15 protein-coding genes are annotated in these 16,582 nt (G+C 63.4%); 8 read left to right on the plus strand and 7 right to left on the minus strand.

The genetic code is table 11. The annotated features are described in order from the left end of the window. Positions 1-9 precede the first annotated feature (9 nt). The 3 genes from P0Y65_11005 to cobT are packed head-to-tail and all read right to left on the minus strand — an operon-like array spanning position 10 to position 2,046. Positions 10-300, minus strand: a complete 291-nt coding sequence (locus P0Y65_11005) for a type II toxin-antitoxin system RelE/ParE family toxin (protein WEK02736.1) — start codon at positions 298-300, stop codon at positions 10-12. Between the two features lie 56 nt (positions 301-356). Beyond that, positions 357-1,007 (minus strand): DUF2161 family putative PD-(D/E)XK-type phosphodiesterase, encoded by a 651-nt coding sequence (locus P0Y65_11010; protein ID WEK02737.1) that lies wholly within the window; start codon positions 1,005-1,007, stop codon positions 357-359. Between the two features lie 16 nt (positions 1,008-1,023). Next, on the minus strand, positions 1,024-2,046 hold the full coding sequence (cobT, locus tag P0Y65_11015) for a nicotinate-nucleotide--dimethylbenzimidazole phosphoribosyltransferase (protein WEK02738.1): 1,023 nt from the start codon (positions 2,044-2,046) through the stop codon (positions 1,024-1,026). Positions 2,047-2,112: 66 nt separating this feature from the next. Between cobT and P0Y65_11020 the strand changes: the two genes are divergently transcribed. Then, on the plus strand, positions 2,113-2,931 hold the full coding sequence (locus P0Y65_11020; GenBank protein ID WEK02739.1) for an adenosylcobinamide-GDP ribazoletransferase: 819 nt from the start codon (positions 2,113-2,115) through the stop codon (positions 2,929-2,931). Between the two features lie 68 nt (positions 2,932-2,999). Beyond that, positions 3,000-3,686 (plus strand): TIGR02281 family clan AA aspartic protease, encoded by a 687-nt coding sequence (locus tag P0Y65_11025; protein ID WEK02740.1) that lies wholly within the window; start codon positions 3,000-3,002, stop codon positions 3,684-3,686. Here P0Y65_11025 and dusA read toward each other — a convergent pair. Beyond that, positions 3,683-4,705 carry a tRNA dihydrouridine(20/20a) synthase DusA gene (dusA, locus tag P0Y65_11030; GenBank protein WEK02741.1) on the minus strand — a complete coding sequence of 341 codons (1,023 nt, stop codon included), beginning with the start codon at positions 4,703-4,705 and terminating at the stop codon, positions 3,683-3,685. The genes P0Y65_11025 and dusA overlap by 4 nt on opposite strands. Before the next feature lie 113 nt (positions 4,706-4,818). Between dusA and P0Y65_11035 the strand changes: the two genes are divergently transcribed. From P0Y65_11035 to P0Y65_11055, 5 genes are all read left to right on the plus strand, one after another. Next, the gene (locus P0Y65_11035; GenBank protein ID WEK02742.1) at positions 4,819-5,268 is read left to right on the plus strand and encodes a universal stress protein; all 450 of its coding nucleotides are present in this window, start codon (positions 4,819-4,821) and stop codon (positions 5,266-5,268) included. Between the two features lie 101 nt (positions 5,269-5,369). Next, a complete protein-coding gene (locus P0Y65_11040) occupies positions 5,370-6,734 on the plus strand; it encodes an FGGY family carbohydrate kinase (GenBank protein ID WEK02743.1) in 1,365 nt (454 codons plus the stop codon). A 129-nt stretch (positions 6,735-6,863) separates the two neighbouring features. Further along, a complete protein-coding gene (locus P0Y65_11045; GenBank protein ID WEK02744.1) occupies positions 6,864-8,159 on the plus strand; it encodes an NAD(P)/FAD-dependent oxidoreductase in 1,296 nt (431 codons plus the stop codon). Between the two features lie 46 nt (positions 8,160-8,205). Continuing rightward, positions 8,206-8,430, plus strand: a complete 225-nt coding sequence (locus P0Y65_11050) for a type II toxin-antitoxin system CcdA family antitoxin (protein WEK02745.1) — start codon at positions 8,206-8,208, stop codon at positions 8,428-8,430. After that, entirely contained in the window at positions 8,430-8,723 is a 294-nt protein-coding gene (locus P0Y65_11055; GenBank protein WEK02746.1) for a CcdB family protein, read from the plus strand. Before P0Y65_11050 ends, P0Y65_11055 begins: the two co-directional genes overlap by 1 nt. Here the strand turns inward: P0Y65_11055 and P0Y65_11060 are convergent. Both P0Y65_11060 and P0Y65_11065 read right to left on the minus strand, forming a co-directional pair. After that, positions 8,720-9,628, minus strand: a complete 909-nt coding sequence (locus P0Y65_11060; GenBank protein WEK02747.1) for a DMT family transporter — start codon at positions 9,626-9,628, stop codon at positions 8,720-8,722. The two genes, P0Y65_11055 and P0Y65_11060, sit on opposite strands and share 4 nt — an antisense overlap. 98 nt (positions 9,629-9,726) lie before the next feature. Next, positions 9,727-12,246 (minus strand): glycoside hydrolase family 2 protein, encoded by a 2,520-nt coding sequence (locus tag P0Y65_11065; GenBank protein WEK02748.1) that lies wholly within the window; start codon positions 12,244-12,246, stop codon positions 9,727-9,729. A gap of 252 nt (positions 12,247-12,498) precedes the next feature. Here P0Y65_11065 and P0Y65_11070 point away from each other — a divergent pair, with 252 nt between their 5' ends. Continuing rightward, positions 12,499-14,475 carry an EAL domain-containing protein gene (locus tag P0Y65_11070; protein ID WEK02749.1) on the plus strand — a complete coding sequence of 659 codons (1,977 nt, stop codon included), beginning with the start codon at positions 12,499-12,501 and terminating at the stop codon, positions 14,473-14,475. 240 nt (positions 14,476-14,715) lie between these two features. Here the strand turns inward: P0Y65_11070 and P0Y65_11075 are convergent, their stop codons facing one another. Then, entirely contained in the window at positions 14,716-16,566 is a 1,851-nt protein-coding gene (locus tag P0Y65_11075; GenBank protein ID WEK02750.1) for an ABC transporter ATP-binding protein, read from the minus strand. Positions 16,567-16,582: the final 16 nt, after the last annotated feature.

Below are 16,582 nucleotides of genomic sequence, written 5' to 3' on the forward strand. Positions count from 1 at the left end.
TTTTGCACCTCACCGATAGCTGTGGTTGTCGAGATAGACTTCGGAGGCCTCGCCCTCGGACCAGATGAAGATCAGACGCCATTGCTGGTTCACACGAATGGAATACCGGCCATCCAAACCGCCGCGAAGCTTCTCGAAGTGATTGCTTGGCGGTACCCGCAGGTCGCTATCGACAGCAGCATCGTCGAGCATCTGCAGCTTGCGAAAAAGTCGATCTTCCAGATCTGGCGGAATTCGCGACGAACGTTTGTCGTCCGCGAAGAATTGCTTCAGCCAACTATCGCGGAAACCGACAATCATGCTTCACCTGCCGAGGTACTGTACCACCCCATGGGACAGCCAGCAAGTGAGGCCGACTACCCCGCCACCGGCTGCACCGCGGCTCTGCCCAACTCCGTCAAGCCATAAACGCCCCGGCTTTCGCGTTGGAACCAGCCGTAGACATTGCTGCGCAGGATGGTTGGGGCGCGGGTGACGATGGGTTTGAGCTGCTTGGGGCTTTGCGGGCCGGACAGCAAAGCCGTGGCGCAGAGGATGCAGTCCTGGCGGTAGGCGGTCATGATGGGCTTGCCGCGGCCGCCACCCTTCTGGGGATCGCCGACGCGGCGTTTGTGCTCGTCGAGCAGGCGGGAGCGGCGTTTGGCATCGCGGCGGGGCGTGGCGGCGAAGGGGGCGACGACGACTTCCACGTCGCCGGATTCCGCAACGGTGATGAGGCCGAAGCCAAGACGGCGGCAGAGATTGCGGAAACGGGCGTCCTGCTCGCGTCCCTTGCCGGAGCGCGACAGGCGCGCCGCCAGCCAGACCTCGTCGCAATAGGTGGCGCGCTGGACGCCCTGCATGACCAGCTCGAGATTGAAGCTCAGCTTCATCTCGCAAACGACCACCACTGGCGGCTCCCCATCCTGGACGCCGACGAGGTCACAGCCATTGACCTCGCCTTTGACGGTGTAGCCGGCGCCTTCCATGAAGGACTTCAGCGGGAGATAGAGGTCGGTCTCGGCCATGGTGGAAACGTCGCCGTCAGCCTTGCTTGCCGCTGATCGATGCGCTTTCGAAGGTTGCCATGTTGTTGTGGAGGTGGAGGGCCGTCTTGACCAGCACGGCAGCAAGCGCGGCGCCGGTGCCTTCGCCGAGGCGCATGCCGAGGTCGAGCAGTCCCTTCTGGCCCATGGCACCCAGCGCGCGGGCGTGGCCGGTTTCGGCCGAGACATGGGCGAAGAGGCAATGGTCGATGCTGGCGGGGTTGACGGCATAGGCAACGGCAGCGGCGGCGGTGGCGACGAAACCATCGACGATGACCGGGACCTTCTGGTGGCGGGCAGCGATCAGGGCGCCGAGCATGGCGGCGATTTCGCGGCCACCGAGGCGGGCGAGGACCGCCAGCGGATGGTCGAGTTCGGCCCGGTGCAGCGCCAGGGCACGGTCGACTGCGTCGGCCTTGCGGGCGAGGCCGGCATCATCGATGCCGGTGCCGCGACCGACCCAGTCGGCGCCCACGCCGCCGTAGAGGCCGGCATAGACGGCAGCAGCGACGGTGGTGTTGCCAATGCCCATTTCGCCGAGGCAGATCAGGTCCGGCTTGCCGGCAATGGCTTCCATGCCATAGGCGATGGTCGCGGCACACATGCGATCGTCGAGGGCAGCTTCCTGGGTAATGTCGCCGGTAGGCAGTTCGAGCGCCAGTTCGAAGACGCGCAGGTTGATTTCGTGCAGGGCGCAAATCTGGGAAATGGCGGCGCCGCCATTGGTGAAATTGGCCACCATCTGGGCGGTGACTTCGCGCGGGAAGGCCGAGACGCCCTGATCGGTCACGCCGTGATTGCCGGCGAAGATGGTGACCATGGGATTGTCGAGGCGGGGCTGTGCCCTGCCCTGCCAGCGCGCGAGGAACTCCACCAGGCCTTCCATGGCGCCGAGCGAGCCGGCCGGCTTGGTCAGCTGGGCTTCACGGGCGCGGACGGCGGCGACGGCGGCTTCATCGCCATCGGGCGCAATGGTCAGAAGCTCGAGCACGTCGGCATAGGCGGGGTTGAGAGCGGGCATGGCTATTCACAGAAGTTTCGGGATAGGAAGTGGGCGACTTGTTGCCCATTGCAGGATGAAAAGCAATTGAACCCGGATGAGCCTTCCGCCGATCCCGAGGCGCCGAGCCAGGTGCAGGCTTCTGGGCTCTGGGGTGATTTCATTATGGCGCTGCGGTTCTTCTCGCGGTTGCCGACGGGGCGTTCACCGCATGTGAGGCCAGACCTCGGACGCATGGCCATGGTGTTGCCGCTGGCGAGCCTTGTCATCGGGCTGGGACCTGCGCTGGTGCTGGTGGGCGGTGTGTGGATCGGGCTGCCGGGCTATTTTGCGGCGACGCTGGCTGTCGGGGCGATGGCGGTGGTCAGCGGCGCAATGGCCGAGGACGCCTTGGCCGATGCCATGGATGGGCTGTTTGGCGGACATTGCGTCGAGCGGCGGCTGGAGATCATGAAGGACAGCCGGCATGGCACCTATGGGGTGACGGCGCTGGCGCTGTTCATCCTGTTGCGGGTGATGGCGCTGGGGGCGATTGCGGCGGTCAATCCACTGGCGGCAGGCGCGGAGTGGCTGGCGGCCAATATCGTCGGACGGTCGGCGGCGATGGGGCTGGCGGTTGTGCTGCCGCCGGCGCGGCGTGATGGCGCGTCGGCGACGGCGGGACGGGTGCCGGGGCGAAGCTTTGCGGTGGGAGCGGGGTTTGCAGCGGTGCTGCTGTTCGTGCTTGGCGTGCCGGCGACGAGTGTTGCTGGCATGATTGCAGCGTTGCTTGTTGCGGTTGTCGTGGTGGTCGGCTGGACGCTGCTGTGCCGGAAACTGGTGGGCGGTCAGTCCGGCGATCTGATCGGCGCGGCTGGGGCGTTGTGCGAGATTGGGGTCCTCACCGCGTTGCTGGTTTTTGTCTGAAGCCTTGAAAATGACTCACGTCTTCCCTTTATGAGGTTGACGATGTTGCGGAACTTGGAGGCGCGGGCATGATCTTTATCGGCATTGCGCTGCTGGTGGCGGCGGGCCTGGCCCTGCTGATCAATGCCGATGTCGGCGCCGTTGCGGGGCTCACCCAGATGCAGACGGCGCAGCTGATCCCTCTCCTCGTCATTTTGATCGTCTTTGCCGGCGGGCTGTTCACGCGGCGGCGCAAGGCGACCGAGCTATTGGGCAATCTGATGCTGTGGCTGGTGATCATCGGCGTGGCTGGCGTGACCTATGCCTATCGCGACGAACTCGGAGGGGTGGCGAGCCGGGTGGCCGGCGAATTTCAGCCCGGTGTCGCCGTGGTGGACGCCGAACAGGGCCTTGCGACCTTCCGGCGCGGCATGGGCGGGCATTTCGAGATCAATGCCACGATCAATGGACATACGACGCCAATGATCTTCGACACCGGCGCCAGCGCGGTGGTTCTGACCATTGCCGATGCCGAGGCAGCCGGCATTTCCACCAAGCGGCTCAATTTCACCATCCCGGTCTCCACCGCCAATGGCACGGGCCGCGCGGCGCGGGTGCGGCTCGAGCGTATGGAGGTGGGCGGCATCGTGCGCGAGGGTGTCGTGGCCTTTGTGACCGAGGAAAATGCGCTGGAGCAGAGCCTGCTCGGCATGACCTTCCTCGAAACGCTGAGCCGCTATTCGGTGACGCAGAATTCGCTGGAACTGGCGAATTAACTGGCTTCTGCCAGCTTTGGCCGGTTTACGGCCTCGAAGGCCCGCAGCATGACATCCGAGGTAGCACCGGGCTTGCAGGCGTCGACGCTCAGAATCTGGCGGAACTGGCGGGCACCGGGCAGGCCAGTAGCGAGGCCCAGCATGTGGCGCGCGATATTGTTGACCCTGGTGCCCTGGGCCAGTTCGCGGTCGGTATAGTCGGCCATGGCCTGCATGATGCCTTCAAGGCTGGGCGCATCGCGCTCGACACCAAAGAAGCGGCGGTCGACCTCGGCCAGCAGCATGGGCGTGTGATAGGCGGCGCGGCCGAGCATGACGCCATCCATATGGGCCATCTCGGCTTCGGCCATTTCCAGCGTTTCGAGACCGCCATTGATCATCATCTGCAGCGGCGCAAAACGCTGGCGCAGGCGATGCACCCGATCGTAGTCGAGCGGGGGAATGGTGCGGTTTTCCTTGGGGCTCAGGCCCTTGAGCCAGGCTTTGCGGGCATGGACATAGAGCGCGTCGACGCCGGCGCCGACCACCGCATCGGCGAAGCGATCGAGGCTTTCCTCGGTGTCCTGATCGTCAATGCCGATGCGGCACTTGACCGTCACAGGGCGATCGGTGGCGTCGCGCATGGCGCGGACGCAGTCGGCGACGAGGTCCGGCTCGGCCATGAGGCAGGCGCCGAATTTGCCCGACTGCACGCGATCGGAGGGGCAGCCGACATTGAGATTGATCTCGGCATAGGCGTAGTCTTGCGCAAGGCGAATGGCTTCCGCCAGCTCGGCCGGATCGGCGCCGCCGAGCTGCAGGGCGACGAGGCCTTCGTCCGGATTGAGCCGCAGGTGACGATGGGCATCGCCATGCACAATGGCGGCGCTGGTGATCATTTCGGTGAAGAGCAGCGCCTCGCCCGTCAGCAGGCGATGCAGATAGCGGCAATGCCGATCGGTCCAGTCGATCATGGGCGCGACGGAAAAGCGGCGGGACCGCTGGATGGCGTCGGCGGGGGTCGGGACTATCTGCTGCATGGCGTTTCCATAAAGCCGAAAACCCGGCGGGGCAATGCAGCGGGCATGATCTGGATCAATACTGGCTGTGCGGCGCAGGCATAGTGTGGGGCAAAAGCGGAAAGGAAATCGCCATGTATACCCGGATCGTCGTCGGCATTGATGGATCAGAACTCGCCACCAAGGCACTGCGCCACGCGCTGGTGCTGGGCAAGGAGATGAATGCCAGGCTGCTGGTCGTGACCTCGACGGAGCCGTCGGTGCTGGTGGCGCCGGGTTCCGAATTCATGGCGGTGGATACGAGTTCCGTGATCCCTGACATGGAGGAGGTCAAGGCCAGGTCGGCCGAGGTGACGCTCAACGCTGCGCGCGAGCTGGCCGCGGCCAGCGGGCTGGACATCGAGACACAGCATGTGCCGGCCAGCGTCGCGGCGGACGCTATCGTCAGCGCCGCCAGGGAGAATGGAGCAGACCTGATCGTGATGGGCTCGCATGGCCGACGCGGGCTGGGTCGCCTGCTGCTGGGCAGCCAGGCCGCCGAAGTGCTGGCGCATTCGACCATTCCCGTGCTGGTGGTGAAGTAAGCGCTTGAAACAGATGCCAGACTGCTAACATGTTAGCAGTCTGGCTTTCATTTTGAATCTCGGATATGCCGCAGCAGCGTCCCTGTTTGCGAGCATGTGCCATGTCCCTGCCCCACCACATTGCCGTCATCGACATCGGCAAGACCAATGCCAAGGTCGTGCTGATCGACTCGGGCAGCCAGCAGCAGGTGGCGACGCGCAGCACGCCCAATGTGGTCAGGCAAGACGGGCCCTACCCGCATGCCGATGTCGAGCGGTTGTGGAGCTTCATCACCGAAAGCCTGCTGGTGCTGCATGCCGAGCACCGGGTGGACGGCATTTCCATCACCACGCATGGCGCCACGGCGGCGCTGCTGGCGGGCGATGCACTGGCCATGCCGGTGCTGGACTATGAGTTTGCCGGGACGGAACAAACCTCGGCCGATTATGCCGCGGCGCGGCCCGACTTTACCGAAACGCTGTCGCCGCGCCTGCCCAATGGTCTCAACCTCGGCGCGCAGATCTTCTGGCAATCGCGGACGCAGGCGGCGGACTTCGCTCGGGTGACGGCAATTCTCACCTATCCGCAATATTGGGCGTGGCGGCTGACCGGGCAGATGGCGAGCGAGGTGACGTCGCTGGGTTGCCATACGGACCTGTGGGCGCCGGCCAAGGGCGCTTTTTCCTCCATGGTGGCGTCGGAGGGCTGGGCGAAACTGTTTCCGGCGGTCAAGCCGGCGGCTTCAGTGCTTGGCTACCTGACGCCCGAAGTGGCCGAGGCGACGGGGCTCACCACCGCAATCCCAGTGACCTGCGGCATTCATGACTCCAATGCCTCGCTGCTGCCCCATCTCGGCCGGCACGAAGTGCCTTTCACCATCATTTCCACCGGCACATGGACCATTGCCATGACGGTGGGCGGGGATACGGCGCATCTGGATCCGGCGCGGGATAGCCTCGCCAATGTCGATGCCTTTGGCCGCGCCGTGCCGACCGCGCGCTTCATGGGCGGGCGCGAATTCGACCAGCTGGTGCCTGAGATCAGGACGCCGAGTGCGGCGACAATCGCGCGGGTGATTGAAGAAGACATCCGCGTGCAGCCCAACTTCAATGCGGGTGTCGGCCCTTTCCCCAATGCCGAGGGCGGCTGGACGCGGCCAGTGGAGCAATTGTCCGCCGAAGAGCGGACGGCGGCCGCTTCTCTCTATCTGGCGCTGGTGACGGAGGCCTGTCTCGAACTGTGCGGACTGGGCAGGCAGATCATCATCGAGGGACCGCTGGCGCGCAATGCGCTGTTCGCCGAGGCGCTTGCCGCCCTGACCAGCGTCGACGTGCATGCCTCGGGGGATGCGACGGGCACGAGCCTTGGTGCGAGCATGCTGTTTGGCGCGAGCGAAAGCCATGCAGCAGACAGGGTGCCGGTGGCGCCGCTCGATGTGGCGGGGCTTGCCGACTATGCGGCGCGTTGGCGTGCAGCCATCAGTTAAACTAATGTATTAGCTCAATAATCCACATTGCTGCAGTTCATTCAGCGCATGGCAATGCCATAGTATTGTTCGCCTAACCGATGTACCTCGAAGGCCCTTGCATATAGCGTAGCGGCGTTAGGAGACGGCATGGCACGGCATCGCGTGGTTATCGTCGGCAGTGGTTTTGGTGGCCTGGCGGCAGCGCAGGCGCTGTCCGGCGCAGAGGTCGAGGTGACGCTGATCGATCGGCGCAACCACCACCTGTTCCAGCCCCTGCTCTATCAGGTCGCGACCGCTTCGCTAAGCCCGTCGGAAATCGCCTGGCCGATCCGCCATATCCTGCGCAAACGCGATGACGTCACGACGCTGCTGGCGACCGTGGCGGGCGTCGATGTCGACAGTAAAAGCGTCTTGCTGGAGAACGATAGCCGCGTTCCCTATGACAGCCTGATCCTCGCGACCGGCGCGCGGCATGCCTATTTCGGACATGACGAATGGGAACAATTCGCCCCAGGCCTCAAGACGCTGGAGGATGCGACGACGATCCGCCGCAAGCTGCTGCTGGCCTTCGAGGCGGCGGAGCGCGAGCCCGATCCGGTCAAGCGCCGGGCGCTGCTGACCTTTGTCATCATCGGTGCCGGCCCGACGGGCGTCGAGCTTGCAGGGGCGATCAGCGAGCTGGCGCGGGTCACGCTCAAAGGCGAATTCCGCCATTCGGACCCGGCAGCGGCGCGGGTCGTGCTGGTGGAAGCAGCCAACAAGGTTTTGGGCAATTTCCGGCCGGAACTGTCGGACTATAGTCTTGGTGCCCTCAAGGGACTGGGGGTCGAGGTGATCCTCGGGCAGCCGGTGACGACGATCGACAAGGACGGGCTGGTCTATGGCGAGACGCGGCTCGATGCCGAATGTGTCATCTGGGCGGCGGGGGTGCAGGCGTCGCCGGCGGCAGAATGGCTGGGTGTCGAGGCTGACCGGGCCGGGCGCGTGAAGGTTCTGCCAGACCTGACGGTGCCCGAGCATCCCGAGATTTTCGTGGTCGGCGATACGGCGACGATCAACAAGGCCGATGGCAAGCCGGTGCCTGGGGTTGGCGATGCGGCCAAGCAGGCGGGCAAGCATGCTGCACGACTTCTGGTGAAACGTCTTGAGGGTGACGTTACGCCTAGCCCATTTCACTACAATCACGCGGGGGACCTGGCGACCATCGGCAAGCGTGCGGCGGTGATTGACTTTGGCTGGCTGCAACTCAAGGGCGGGCTCGCCTGGTGGGTGTGGGGCATTGCCCATATCTATTTCCTGATCGACATCAAGAACCGCCTGTCGGTGGCGATGAGCTGGCTGTGGATCTATCTCAGCGGCCAGCGCAGCGCCCGGCTGATCACCCAGGGCAGCGCGGAAAAGAAAGCGCCGATCAAGGAAGTGACGGAGAACCCGAAGAGTTGATGGGGTGACGGGCGGGGATTATGATGGCGGAGAACAGGAGGCTGCGATGGCCAATGCTCTGCCCAAAACGCCCCGCCTAACGCGCGACGACTATTTGAGAATTCTCGACCTGCCGTCGAAAGCGTTCCGCGACGCAAAGGCGAGCATGTCGGAAGCGGAAGTCGTTGAAATGCGCAAAGTCTGGCTGGAGGACAGCAAAGAGGCGATCGCGGACTATAATCGCCATGTCGAAGAGCATGGGCTCCCGCTTGAGAAGTATCGGTTGTTCTGATGGCGCGGTACGATGTCTTTCGACTGGGTGATGGCCTGGTGGTAGATGTCCAAACCAACTATTTATCCGACATCGTCAGCCGCCTCGTCGTTCCACTGGAACCACTGCAGAATACGGCGCGACGTACGCGGCGGCTAAACCCGATCCTGCAATTTGACGGCGGATCGTATGTGCTGTTGCCACAGCAGATGGCTTCGGTGTCCATCAGAATACTCACGCACCGTCTCGGATCGATCGCCGAATATCACGATGACATCATGGACGCCATCGACGTGCTGCTGACTGGCTTCTAGCCCTCTGCGACCTCCACTGCCGTGGTCTGCTTGTGCAGGGCCCGTTCTCGGAGCCAGATGTAGAGGCCGCTGGCCATGACTACGGGGGCGCCGAGGAAGAACCAGAGGTCGGGGGGCTGCTGGAAGATGAGCCAGCTGGAGAGGGCGAAGAACAGGATCTGCGCGTAGGAGAAGGGCGCCAGGGCCGAGGCGGGTGCAAAATTGTGCGCTACGGTGATGAACTGGTGGCCGGTGAAGCCAATGATGCCGATGAGCGACAGCACCAGCCAGTCGGCCGGCGTGCTCGGCCAGACCCAGTTCGCCAAAGCCAGGGGCGCTAGGACCAGCGTGGGAAGCGCGGCGCCATAGAATTGCTGGGTGCCGGCGGAGTCGACGCCGGCGAGGCGCCGGGTCAGCATGGCGTAGCAGGCGTAGGAGGTGGCGCCGCCCAGCGACAGCAGGGTCGCCGGGTGAAAGACTTCGGTGCCGGGACGGACGATGATCAGCACGCCGATGAAACCGATGGCGATGGCCGTCCAGCGGCGCCAACCGACCACTTCGCGCAGGAAGAAGACCGACAGCGCGGTGATGATCAGGGGAATGGTAAAGCCGATGGCGCCGGTGACGGTCAGCGGGAGGTAGCGCACGGCGGTGAAATTGCAGAGGGTAGAGCCGAGCAGCGCCAGGGCGCGGAGAAATTCGAGCTTCGGGCTTTTGGTGCGCAGCAGGGAGAGCCCCTTGCTCGGCAGGTTGATGGCGGCGGCCAGGCCGAAATGGACGGCATAGCGGACGAAAATGACCTGGAAGGCGGGAATGCCGACGAGGCCGAGCCATTTGGCGGAGCTGTCGAGGCAAACGAAAAGGAAATAGGCGGCAATGGCGAGGCCGATGCCCAGAAGGCGGCGCTCGAGCGGGGCGGTGGTCATGATCAGTCCGTCTGGCCGCCAGTGTGCGACCTCTTCCCATGAGCCCGAGCGGCACCGCCCCTGTCAACCGCAGGGGCGGTGGTTTTCGTCCGCTGGGATCAGAAAGTTTCCGACAGGTTGCGGACCTTGAGCGAGCGTACCAGTTCGGCCGGCGACGGGGTGGCACCATGGCGTGGAGTGAAGGTCAGCTCGGTCTGGCGACCGGGCAGAAGCGTCACGGCATTGTCGGAGAAATAGCCCGGAATATCGACCGTGGCGGTGACAAAGAGCGCCGGCTGGTCGCTGGTGAGGGTCAGGACGAGTTGACCATCGACATCTGACCAGGCAGCTCGCACCTTGGGCTGGACCAGTTCATAGGCCTTGTAGGGTTTCGGGACATAGTCGTTTTCTCCAAGCAGCCTGCCCTTGGCGTCGCGCCAGGAGAAGAAGAGGAACTCGTCTTCGCCAAGGTCGGCGAAAGGCAGTTCGGCCAGCGTCACGGCGCCGTCGGGGCCAATGGCGCTATTGCCGGTAAAGACCGTTCGCGTGCCGCCGCCGACCTTTACCGCCAGCACTTCGAGGAAAATGCTGACCGGGCGGCCGGTGTCGTTGATGCCGCGCAGGCGGATCGCGGTGGGCGGGGCGTTTTCGACCGGAGTGCCGCGCGAATTGGTGGCGATGTCCTCGTGGTGTGGCACGGCGACGACATTGACCGGCAGGAAGAAGCGCTTGGCCATATATTGCAGCAGCTTCCACTGGCCGCCGTAGTCGAGGCTCGACCAGGAGGCGACCGGCCAGATGTCGTTGATCTGCCAATAGAGCGTGCCCATGCAGCGCGGCTTGGTGGAGCGCCAGTATTCGATGGCGGTCTTGATGGCGAGGCCCTGCTGGATCTGGCTGAGGAAGACCATCTGGTCGAAATCGCGCGGGAAACGGAAATAGCGCGTCATGGTTTCGAGGATGCGGGCATTGCCGCCGGCATTGCGCTGGTGATTTTCCATGACCGGGGAGGACGGATTGCGATCCTTTTCCTCGGCGAAACTCTCGATGACATTCATAGAGGTGAAGCTCTGGAAGCCGAATTCGGAGGCAAAGCGCGGATTGACCGAGCGATAGGCCTCAAAGCTCTTTGCGGAGTGCCAGACGTCCCAATAGTGCAGGTCGCCGCGGGTGTCGGAATGCCAGCCGTCGGAGAAGTCCATGTAGCCGAGCGAGGGTGACGAGGGCCAGAAGCGTCGGATGGGATCTTCATCCTCGACGATATTGCCGAGCATGGAATTGAGGCGGTCGTAATTGGCGATATAGCGGCCCGGATCGGCCTTGGTTTCGGGATACCAGCTGAGCGAGCCGATGACCTCGTTGTCGCCGCACCATAGCGCGATGCAGGCGTGGTGGCTGAGACGTCGGACCTGCTGAGTGATTTCCTGGCGGACGTTTTCGAGGAAGGGCCGGTCGGACGGGTAGCTCATGCATGCGAACATGAAGTCGTGCCAGATCAGAATGCCGAGCTCGTCGCAGAGCTCGTAGAAATAATCGGGCTCATACTGCCCGCCACCCCAGATGCGCAGCATGTTCATGTTCGCCGCCTTGGCGCTTTCGAGCAGGTCGCGGATGACCGTTGGGGTGATGCGGGAGGGGATGGCGTCGGCGGGGATCCAGTTGGCGCCCATCATGGTGATGTCGCGGCCGTTGATGCGGCATTTGAAGCTGTGGTCGATCTCGTCCGGCTCGACGATCCATTCGAGCTGCCTGAGGCCGAGCTGGCGGGTGGTCTTTTCGCCTTCGAGGTCGGTCACCAGCTCGTAGAGCGGCTGGGCGCCCTGCCCGGCCGGCCACCAGAGGTTCGGATTGTGGATGGTGACAGTGTGGGTGAAGACATTCTCGCCCTTCTGCAGCGAGACCTTATCACTGATAACCTGACCGTCTATCGTGTGGCTCAGTTCAACCTCACCGTGAGCAAAGGCGAAAAGGCGAGTCTTTATCGAGAGTTCGACCGACTTCTCGCCATGGGCCTGATCGACCTGAACGCTCTCCTGGCGGGCCAGACGTGACTTGCGCAGGCTCATGGTGCCGTAGACGCCGATGGGCATGAGGCAGATGCCCCAGTCCCAGCCGGCATGGCAGGCCGCCTTGCGGATAAAGTTCATGTGCACGCCGGCCAGACCATTGGTCTGGTAGTTCTTGGTGAAGGGAATCGGGAACGGATGGGCCTCGGCGCGCGCCTTGGCGACGTCGGGCGCGATGTCGAATTCAATGCGCAGGGTGTTGTCGCCCTCGTGCACCTTGCCGGTGACGTCGATATCGTTGCGCAGGAAGCTGTTCTGGGTTTTCGCCACCACCTCGCCATTGAGCAGGATCGTGGCAATGCAATCGACCTCGCTGAGAGTCAGGGTCAGGTAGCCGTCAACATCGGCGGCGCTGGCGGTGAATCTGCGCTCGACGGACCAGGCCGTCTCGTTGACCCACATGACCTTTTTCTCGTTTTCGCCGAAATATGGATCGGCAATGAGATCGGCCTCGAGCAGCGCGTGATGCACATCGCCCGGCAGGGCAATGGCTGTGCGGATCTCGCTGGTGGGGGATGACAGGTTGAACTGGCCCGTCAGATCGAGGGCGGAATAGGTGGCTGGCATGGCCATAGTCGTCTCCTCAAGGCACTTTGCGAGGGTGCCCGACTGTATTTGGCGATAATGCGCGGATTGCTGGCGCAATCGATTGCATTGACCTTCTAGCCGGAACATCGGGGCGTTCCAATGGCATAGCGACCAGAGTTCGGAATTTTTGCATCGTTGCTATAGTGACCGGCGCGGCAATTGATGCAGGAGCACCCATGCAATTTTGCGGTCTATTAGGGATTTAACCCCTATTTTCTGGCTCTGGAGCCAGAAGGCATGACGCGTCTGAAGACTATTCTACGGGTATTTACTGTGCCGGACGATCCCGATCTGGTGCATGCACAGGCGCGCGCCTTCAGCCGGCAAGTGCCGCTGATGTATGGGATATTGCTCATCAATTCGCTGGTGCTGGCGGCCACGCACAGGAATGCGCCGGAGCTTTTACGCTTCTATGTTCCCGGCCTGTTGTCACTGGCCAGCATCGCCCGTATCGCCATGTGGTGGCGCGTGCAGGGCAAGCCCATCGATCATGTCTCGGCACGCCACATGCTGCGCAGCACGACGCGGGTGTCGGGTGCGCTTGGCATCGGCTTTTCGACCTGGGCGCTGAGCCTCTTCCCCTATGGCGATGCGTTTCAGCAGTCCCATGTCGCCTTCTACATGGCGATGACCAGCATCTGCTGCATGTTCTGCCTGATGCATCTGCGCGGCGCGGCGATCATCGTGGCGCTGAGCGTCATGCTACCCTTTGCTGCGGTGTTCGCCACGGGTGGCAATGCGGTGTTTGCCGCGCTGGCCTTCAATTTCGTCGTGGTCGTGGTGGCGCTGATGTGGCTGCTGTTTGGCAATTATCGCGATTTCAGCGCGCTGGTGGCGTCGCGCTTCGACCTCGAGCGCAAGCAGAAGGAAACGCAGCGCCTGTCGGATGACAACTACCGGCTGGCCAATGTGGACCCGATGACGGGCCTTGCCAACCGACGCGCTTTCGACCGTCAATTGTCGCTGGCGCTGGAACAGGCCCAGGCCGAAGGCCGGCAGATCGCGGTGGCCCGGCTCGACCTCGACAGCTTCAAGTCGGTCAATGACATCTTTGGCAAGATTGCCGGCGACCGGGTGCTGGAAGACGTGGCGCGCCGCATCAATGCGCTGCGCCGCCCCTCGACGCTGGTGGCGCGGCTCGACAATGACAATTTCGCACTGATCATGCTGGAGATGACCAGCGAAGCGGCGATGCAGGCCTGTGGCGATGTGCTGACCGCGGCGATGCGGCCAAGCTTCGAGACGCCGCTGGGCATTGTGCATCTGACGGCTTCGGCCGGTTTTGCCGCGTCGCGGCCGGGCGATACGGCCTATACGCTTTATGACCGCGCCGACTACGTCACCTGGCTGGCCAAGCGCGAGCTGCGCGGCAAGGCGGTGGTCTTTACCGACCAGCATGCCGCCGACCTCGGCCGGGTGCGCAAGATGGAGCATGCGCTGCATACCTGCGATTTCGAGAGCGAAATCGAGGTGATGTTCCAGCCGCAGTTCGACATCGCCCTGAACCGGGCCACAGGCTATGAAGTGCTGGCGCGCTGGAAGAGCCCGGTGCTGGGCCTGGTGTCGCCCGCCGAATTCATCCCCATGGCCGAGCGGATCGGGGTGATCGGCAAGATCACGCTGGCGGTGTTGCGCCAGGCGCTGGCGGTCTCGGCCAAGCTGCCGCGGTCGCTGCGGCTGTCGGTCAATCTTTCGGCCAATGACCTGGCCTCGGCAACGACGATCGACGCCATGGTCAAGCTGGTGCAGCGGCACGGCACACCCTGCCGCATCGACTTCGAGATTACCGAAACCGCCATCCTGCGCGATCTCGAACAGGCCCATGACGCGCTGCTGCAACTGCTGGCGCTGGGGTCGCGCATCGCGCTCGACGATTTCGGCACCGGCCATTCGAGCCTTACCCATGTGCAGAAGTTGCCGCTCGACCGGATCAAGGTGGACCGCAGTTTCGTCAACGAGGTGACGGCGGATCCGACCAGCCGGGCGATCATCAAGACCACGATCGACCTGTGCCGGAACCTGGGGATTTCCTGCGTCTTCGAGGGGATCGAGACCGAGGAACAGCTCGATGCCCTGCTGGGCCTGGGCGGCACGGTGATGCAGGGATATCTGTTTGGCCGTCCGGTCAGCGAGGCCGAGATGCTGGAGCAGCTTTCGAGCGATCGCAGCACATGGGAATTCCACCGCAGCCGCATGTTCGGGGCGGCGAGTTAGGGCAGCGGAGCTCTACCCTCTCCCCTTGAGGGAGAGGGACAGCTTTTCTGCGTTCAGCAGAAAAGCAGGGTGAGGGGTGCTGCGCTATCCCATGCCCAGAGATAGTCGGATAGCGCAGGACCCCTCATCCCAACCGAAATTCGCTTTCGCGAATTCGGTGCGGCTGCGCCGAGCCACCTTCTCCCTCAAGGGGAGAGGGTTAAGCACCGTGGGTGCGGACAGGTCAGTGCAAAGCCGAAGCTACTGCGCCGCCTCTTCCGTCTGGTCGGCATCGATGAAGCCGCCGGACTGGCGGTGCCAGAGCTGGCTGTAAATGCCGCCGGTGTCGACGAGTTCGGCATGGGTGCCGGTTTCGAGGACACGGCCCTTATCGAGCACGACGAGCCGATCCATCATGGCGATGGTGGAGAGCCGGTGGGCGATGGCGATGACCGTCTTGCCCTTCATCAAAAGCTGCAGCTGGCTCTGGATGGCGGCTTCGACCTCGGAATCGAGCGCGGAGGTGGCTTCGTCCAGCACCAGGATCGGCGCGTTCTTGAGCAGCACGCGGGCGATGGCGATGCGCTGGCGCTGGCCGCCGGACAGTTTTACGCCGCGTTCGCCGACATGGGCATCGAAACCCTTGCGGCCCTGCAGGTCGGAGAGCCCCTCGATGAAGGCGGAGGCTTCAGCGAGATCGGCGGCTTCGCGCATCATCTCTTCGGTCGCATCGGGGCGGCCATAGATAATGTTGTCGCGCACCGAGCGATGGAGGAGCGAGGTGTCCTGGGTGACGACGCCGATATTGGCGCGCAGGCTATCCTGCGTCACATGGGCGATGTCATGCCCGTCGATCAGCACGCGGCCGTCGGCACGGTCGTAGAAGCGCAGCAGCAGGTTGACCAGGGTCGACTTGCCCGCGCCGGACCGGCCGACGAGGCCGATCTTTTCGCCCGGCTTGATGTGGAGGTTGAGGTCGTCGATGACGCCGGAATTCTTGCCGTAGTGGAATGAGACCTTGTCGAATTTGATATCGCCCGCCACCTTGCCGATCGGCTTGGCGTCGCTGGCATCGGAGACGACGCGCGGCAGCGAGAAGGAGGAAATGCCGTCCTTGACCGTGCCGATATTCTCGAACAGGGCCGACATTTCCCACATGACCCATTGGCTCATGCCCTGGAAGCGCATGACTAGGCCAAGCGAGACGGCCAGCGCGCCGGGGCTCATGACGCCCTGCATCCACAGCCAGATGCCCATGGCGCCGACCGAGGCCAGCAGCAAGGCATTGGACCAGAGCACCAGCATGTTGAGCACGGTAAAGAGCCGCATCTGGCGGTAAACTGTGTCGAGGAAGCCATCCATGGCCTCCTTGGCATAGGTCTCTTCGCGGTTGGAATGGCTGAACAGCTTGACGGTGGCGATATTGGTATAGCTGTCGACGATGCGGCCGGTCATCATCGAGCGGGCATCGGCCTGCGCCTGGGAAATCTTGCCCATGCGCGGGATGAAGTAAAACATCATCGAGACATAGGCGACGAGCCAGAGCAGGAAGGGAATGGCCAGGCGCCAGTCGGCCGCGGCGGCCAGCACCACGGCGCCCGTGAAATAGACGACCACATAGACCAGCATGTCGAGCAGCTTCATCACCACTTCGCGGACGGCGAGCGAGGTCTGCATCAGCTTGGCGCCGATGCGGCCGGCGAACTCGTCCTGGAAGTAGCTCATCGACTGGCGGATCAGGTAGCGATGGCTCATCCAGCGAATGCGCTGGGGGAAATTGCCGAGCAGCGTCTGATGCATGGTCAGCGTCGAGACCAGGGCGAAAGCGGGCAGGACAAAGACGATCATGGCGCCCATCAGCGCCAGCTTCCAGCCGTCGGTCGCAAGGAAGGTCTCGGGATTGGCGCCGGCCAGCCAGTTCACCACGTCGCCGATGAAGCCGAAGATGATGATTTCGCCGATGGCGACGGCTGCGGCGGCGAAGGCCATCAGGGCCAGCCACTTCTTGGCGCCGTGCGAATAGTGCAGGCAAAAGGCCCAGAGGCCCTTTGGTGGCTGGGTGGGTTCCCCAGCAGGATAGGCGTCGAGACGTCGTTCAAACCAACGCAGCATTGCAGTCACCAGACAG

It is taken from the genome of Candidatus Devosia phytovorans (genome assembly GCA_029202405.1).
Taxonomy (GTDB): Bacteria; Pseudomonadota; Alphaproteobacteria; order Rhizobiales; family Devosiaceae; genus Devosia; species Devosia phytovorans.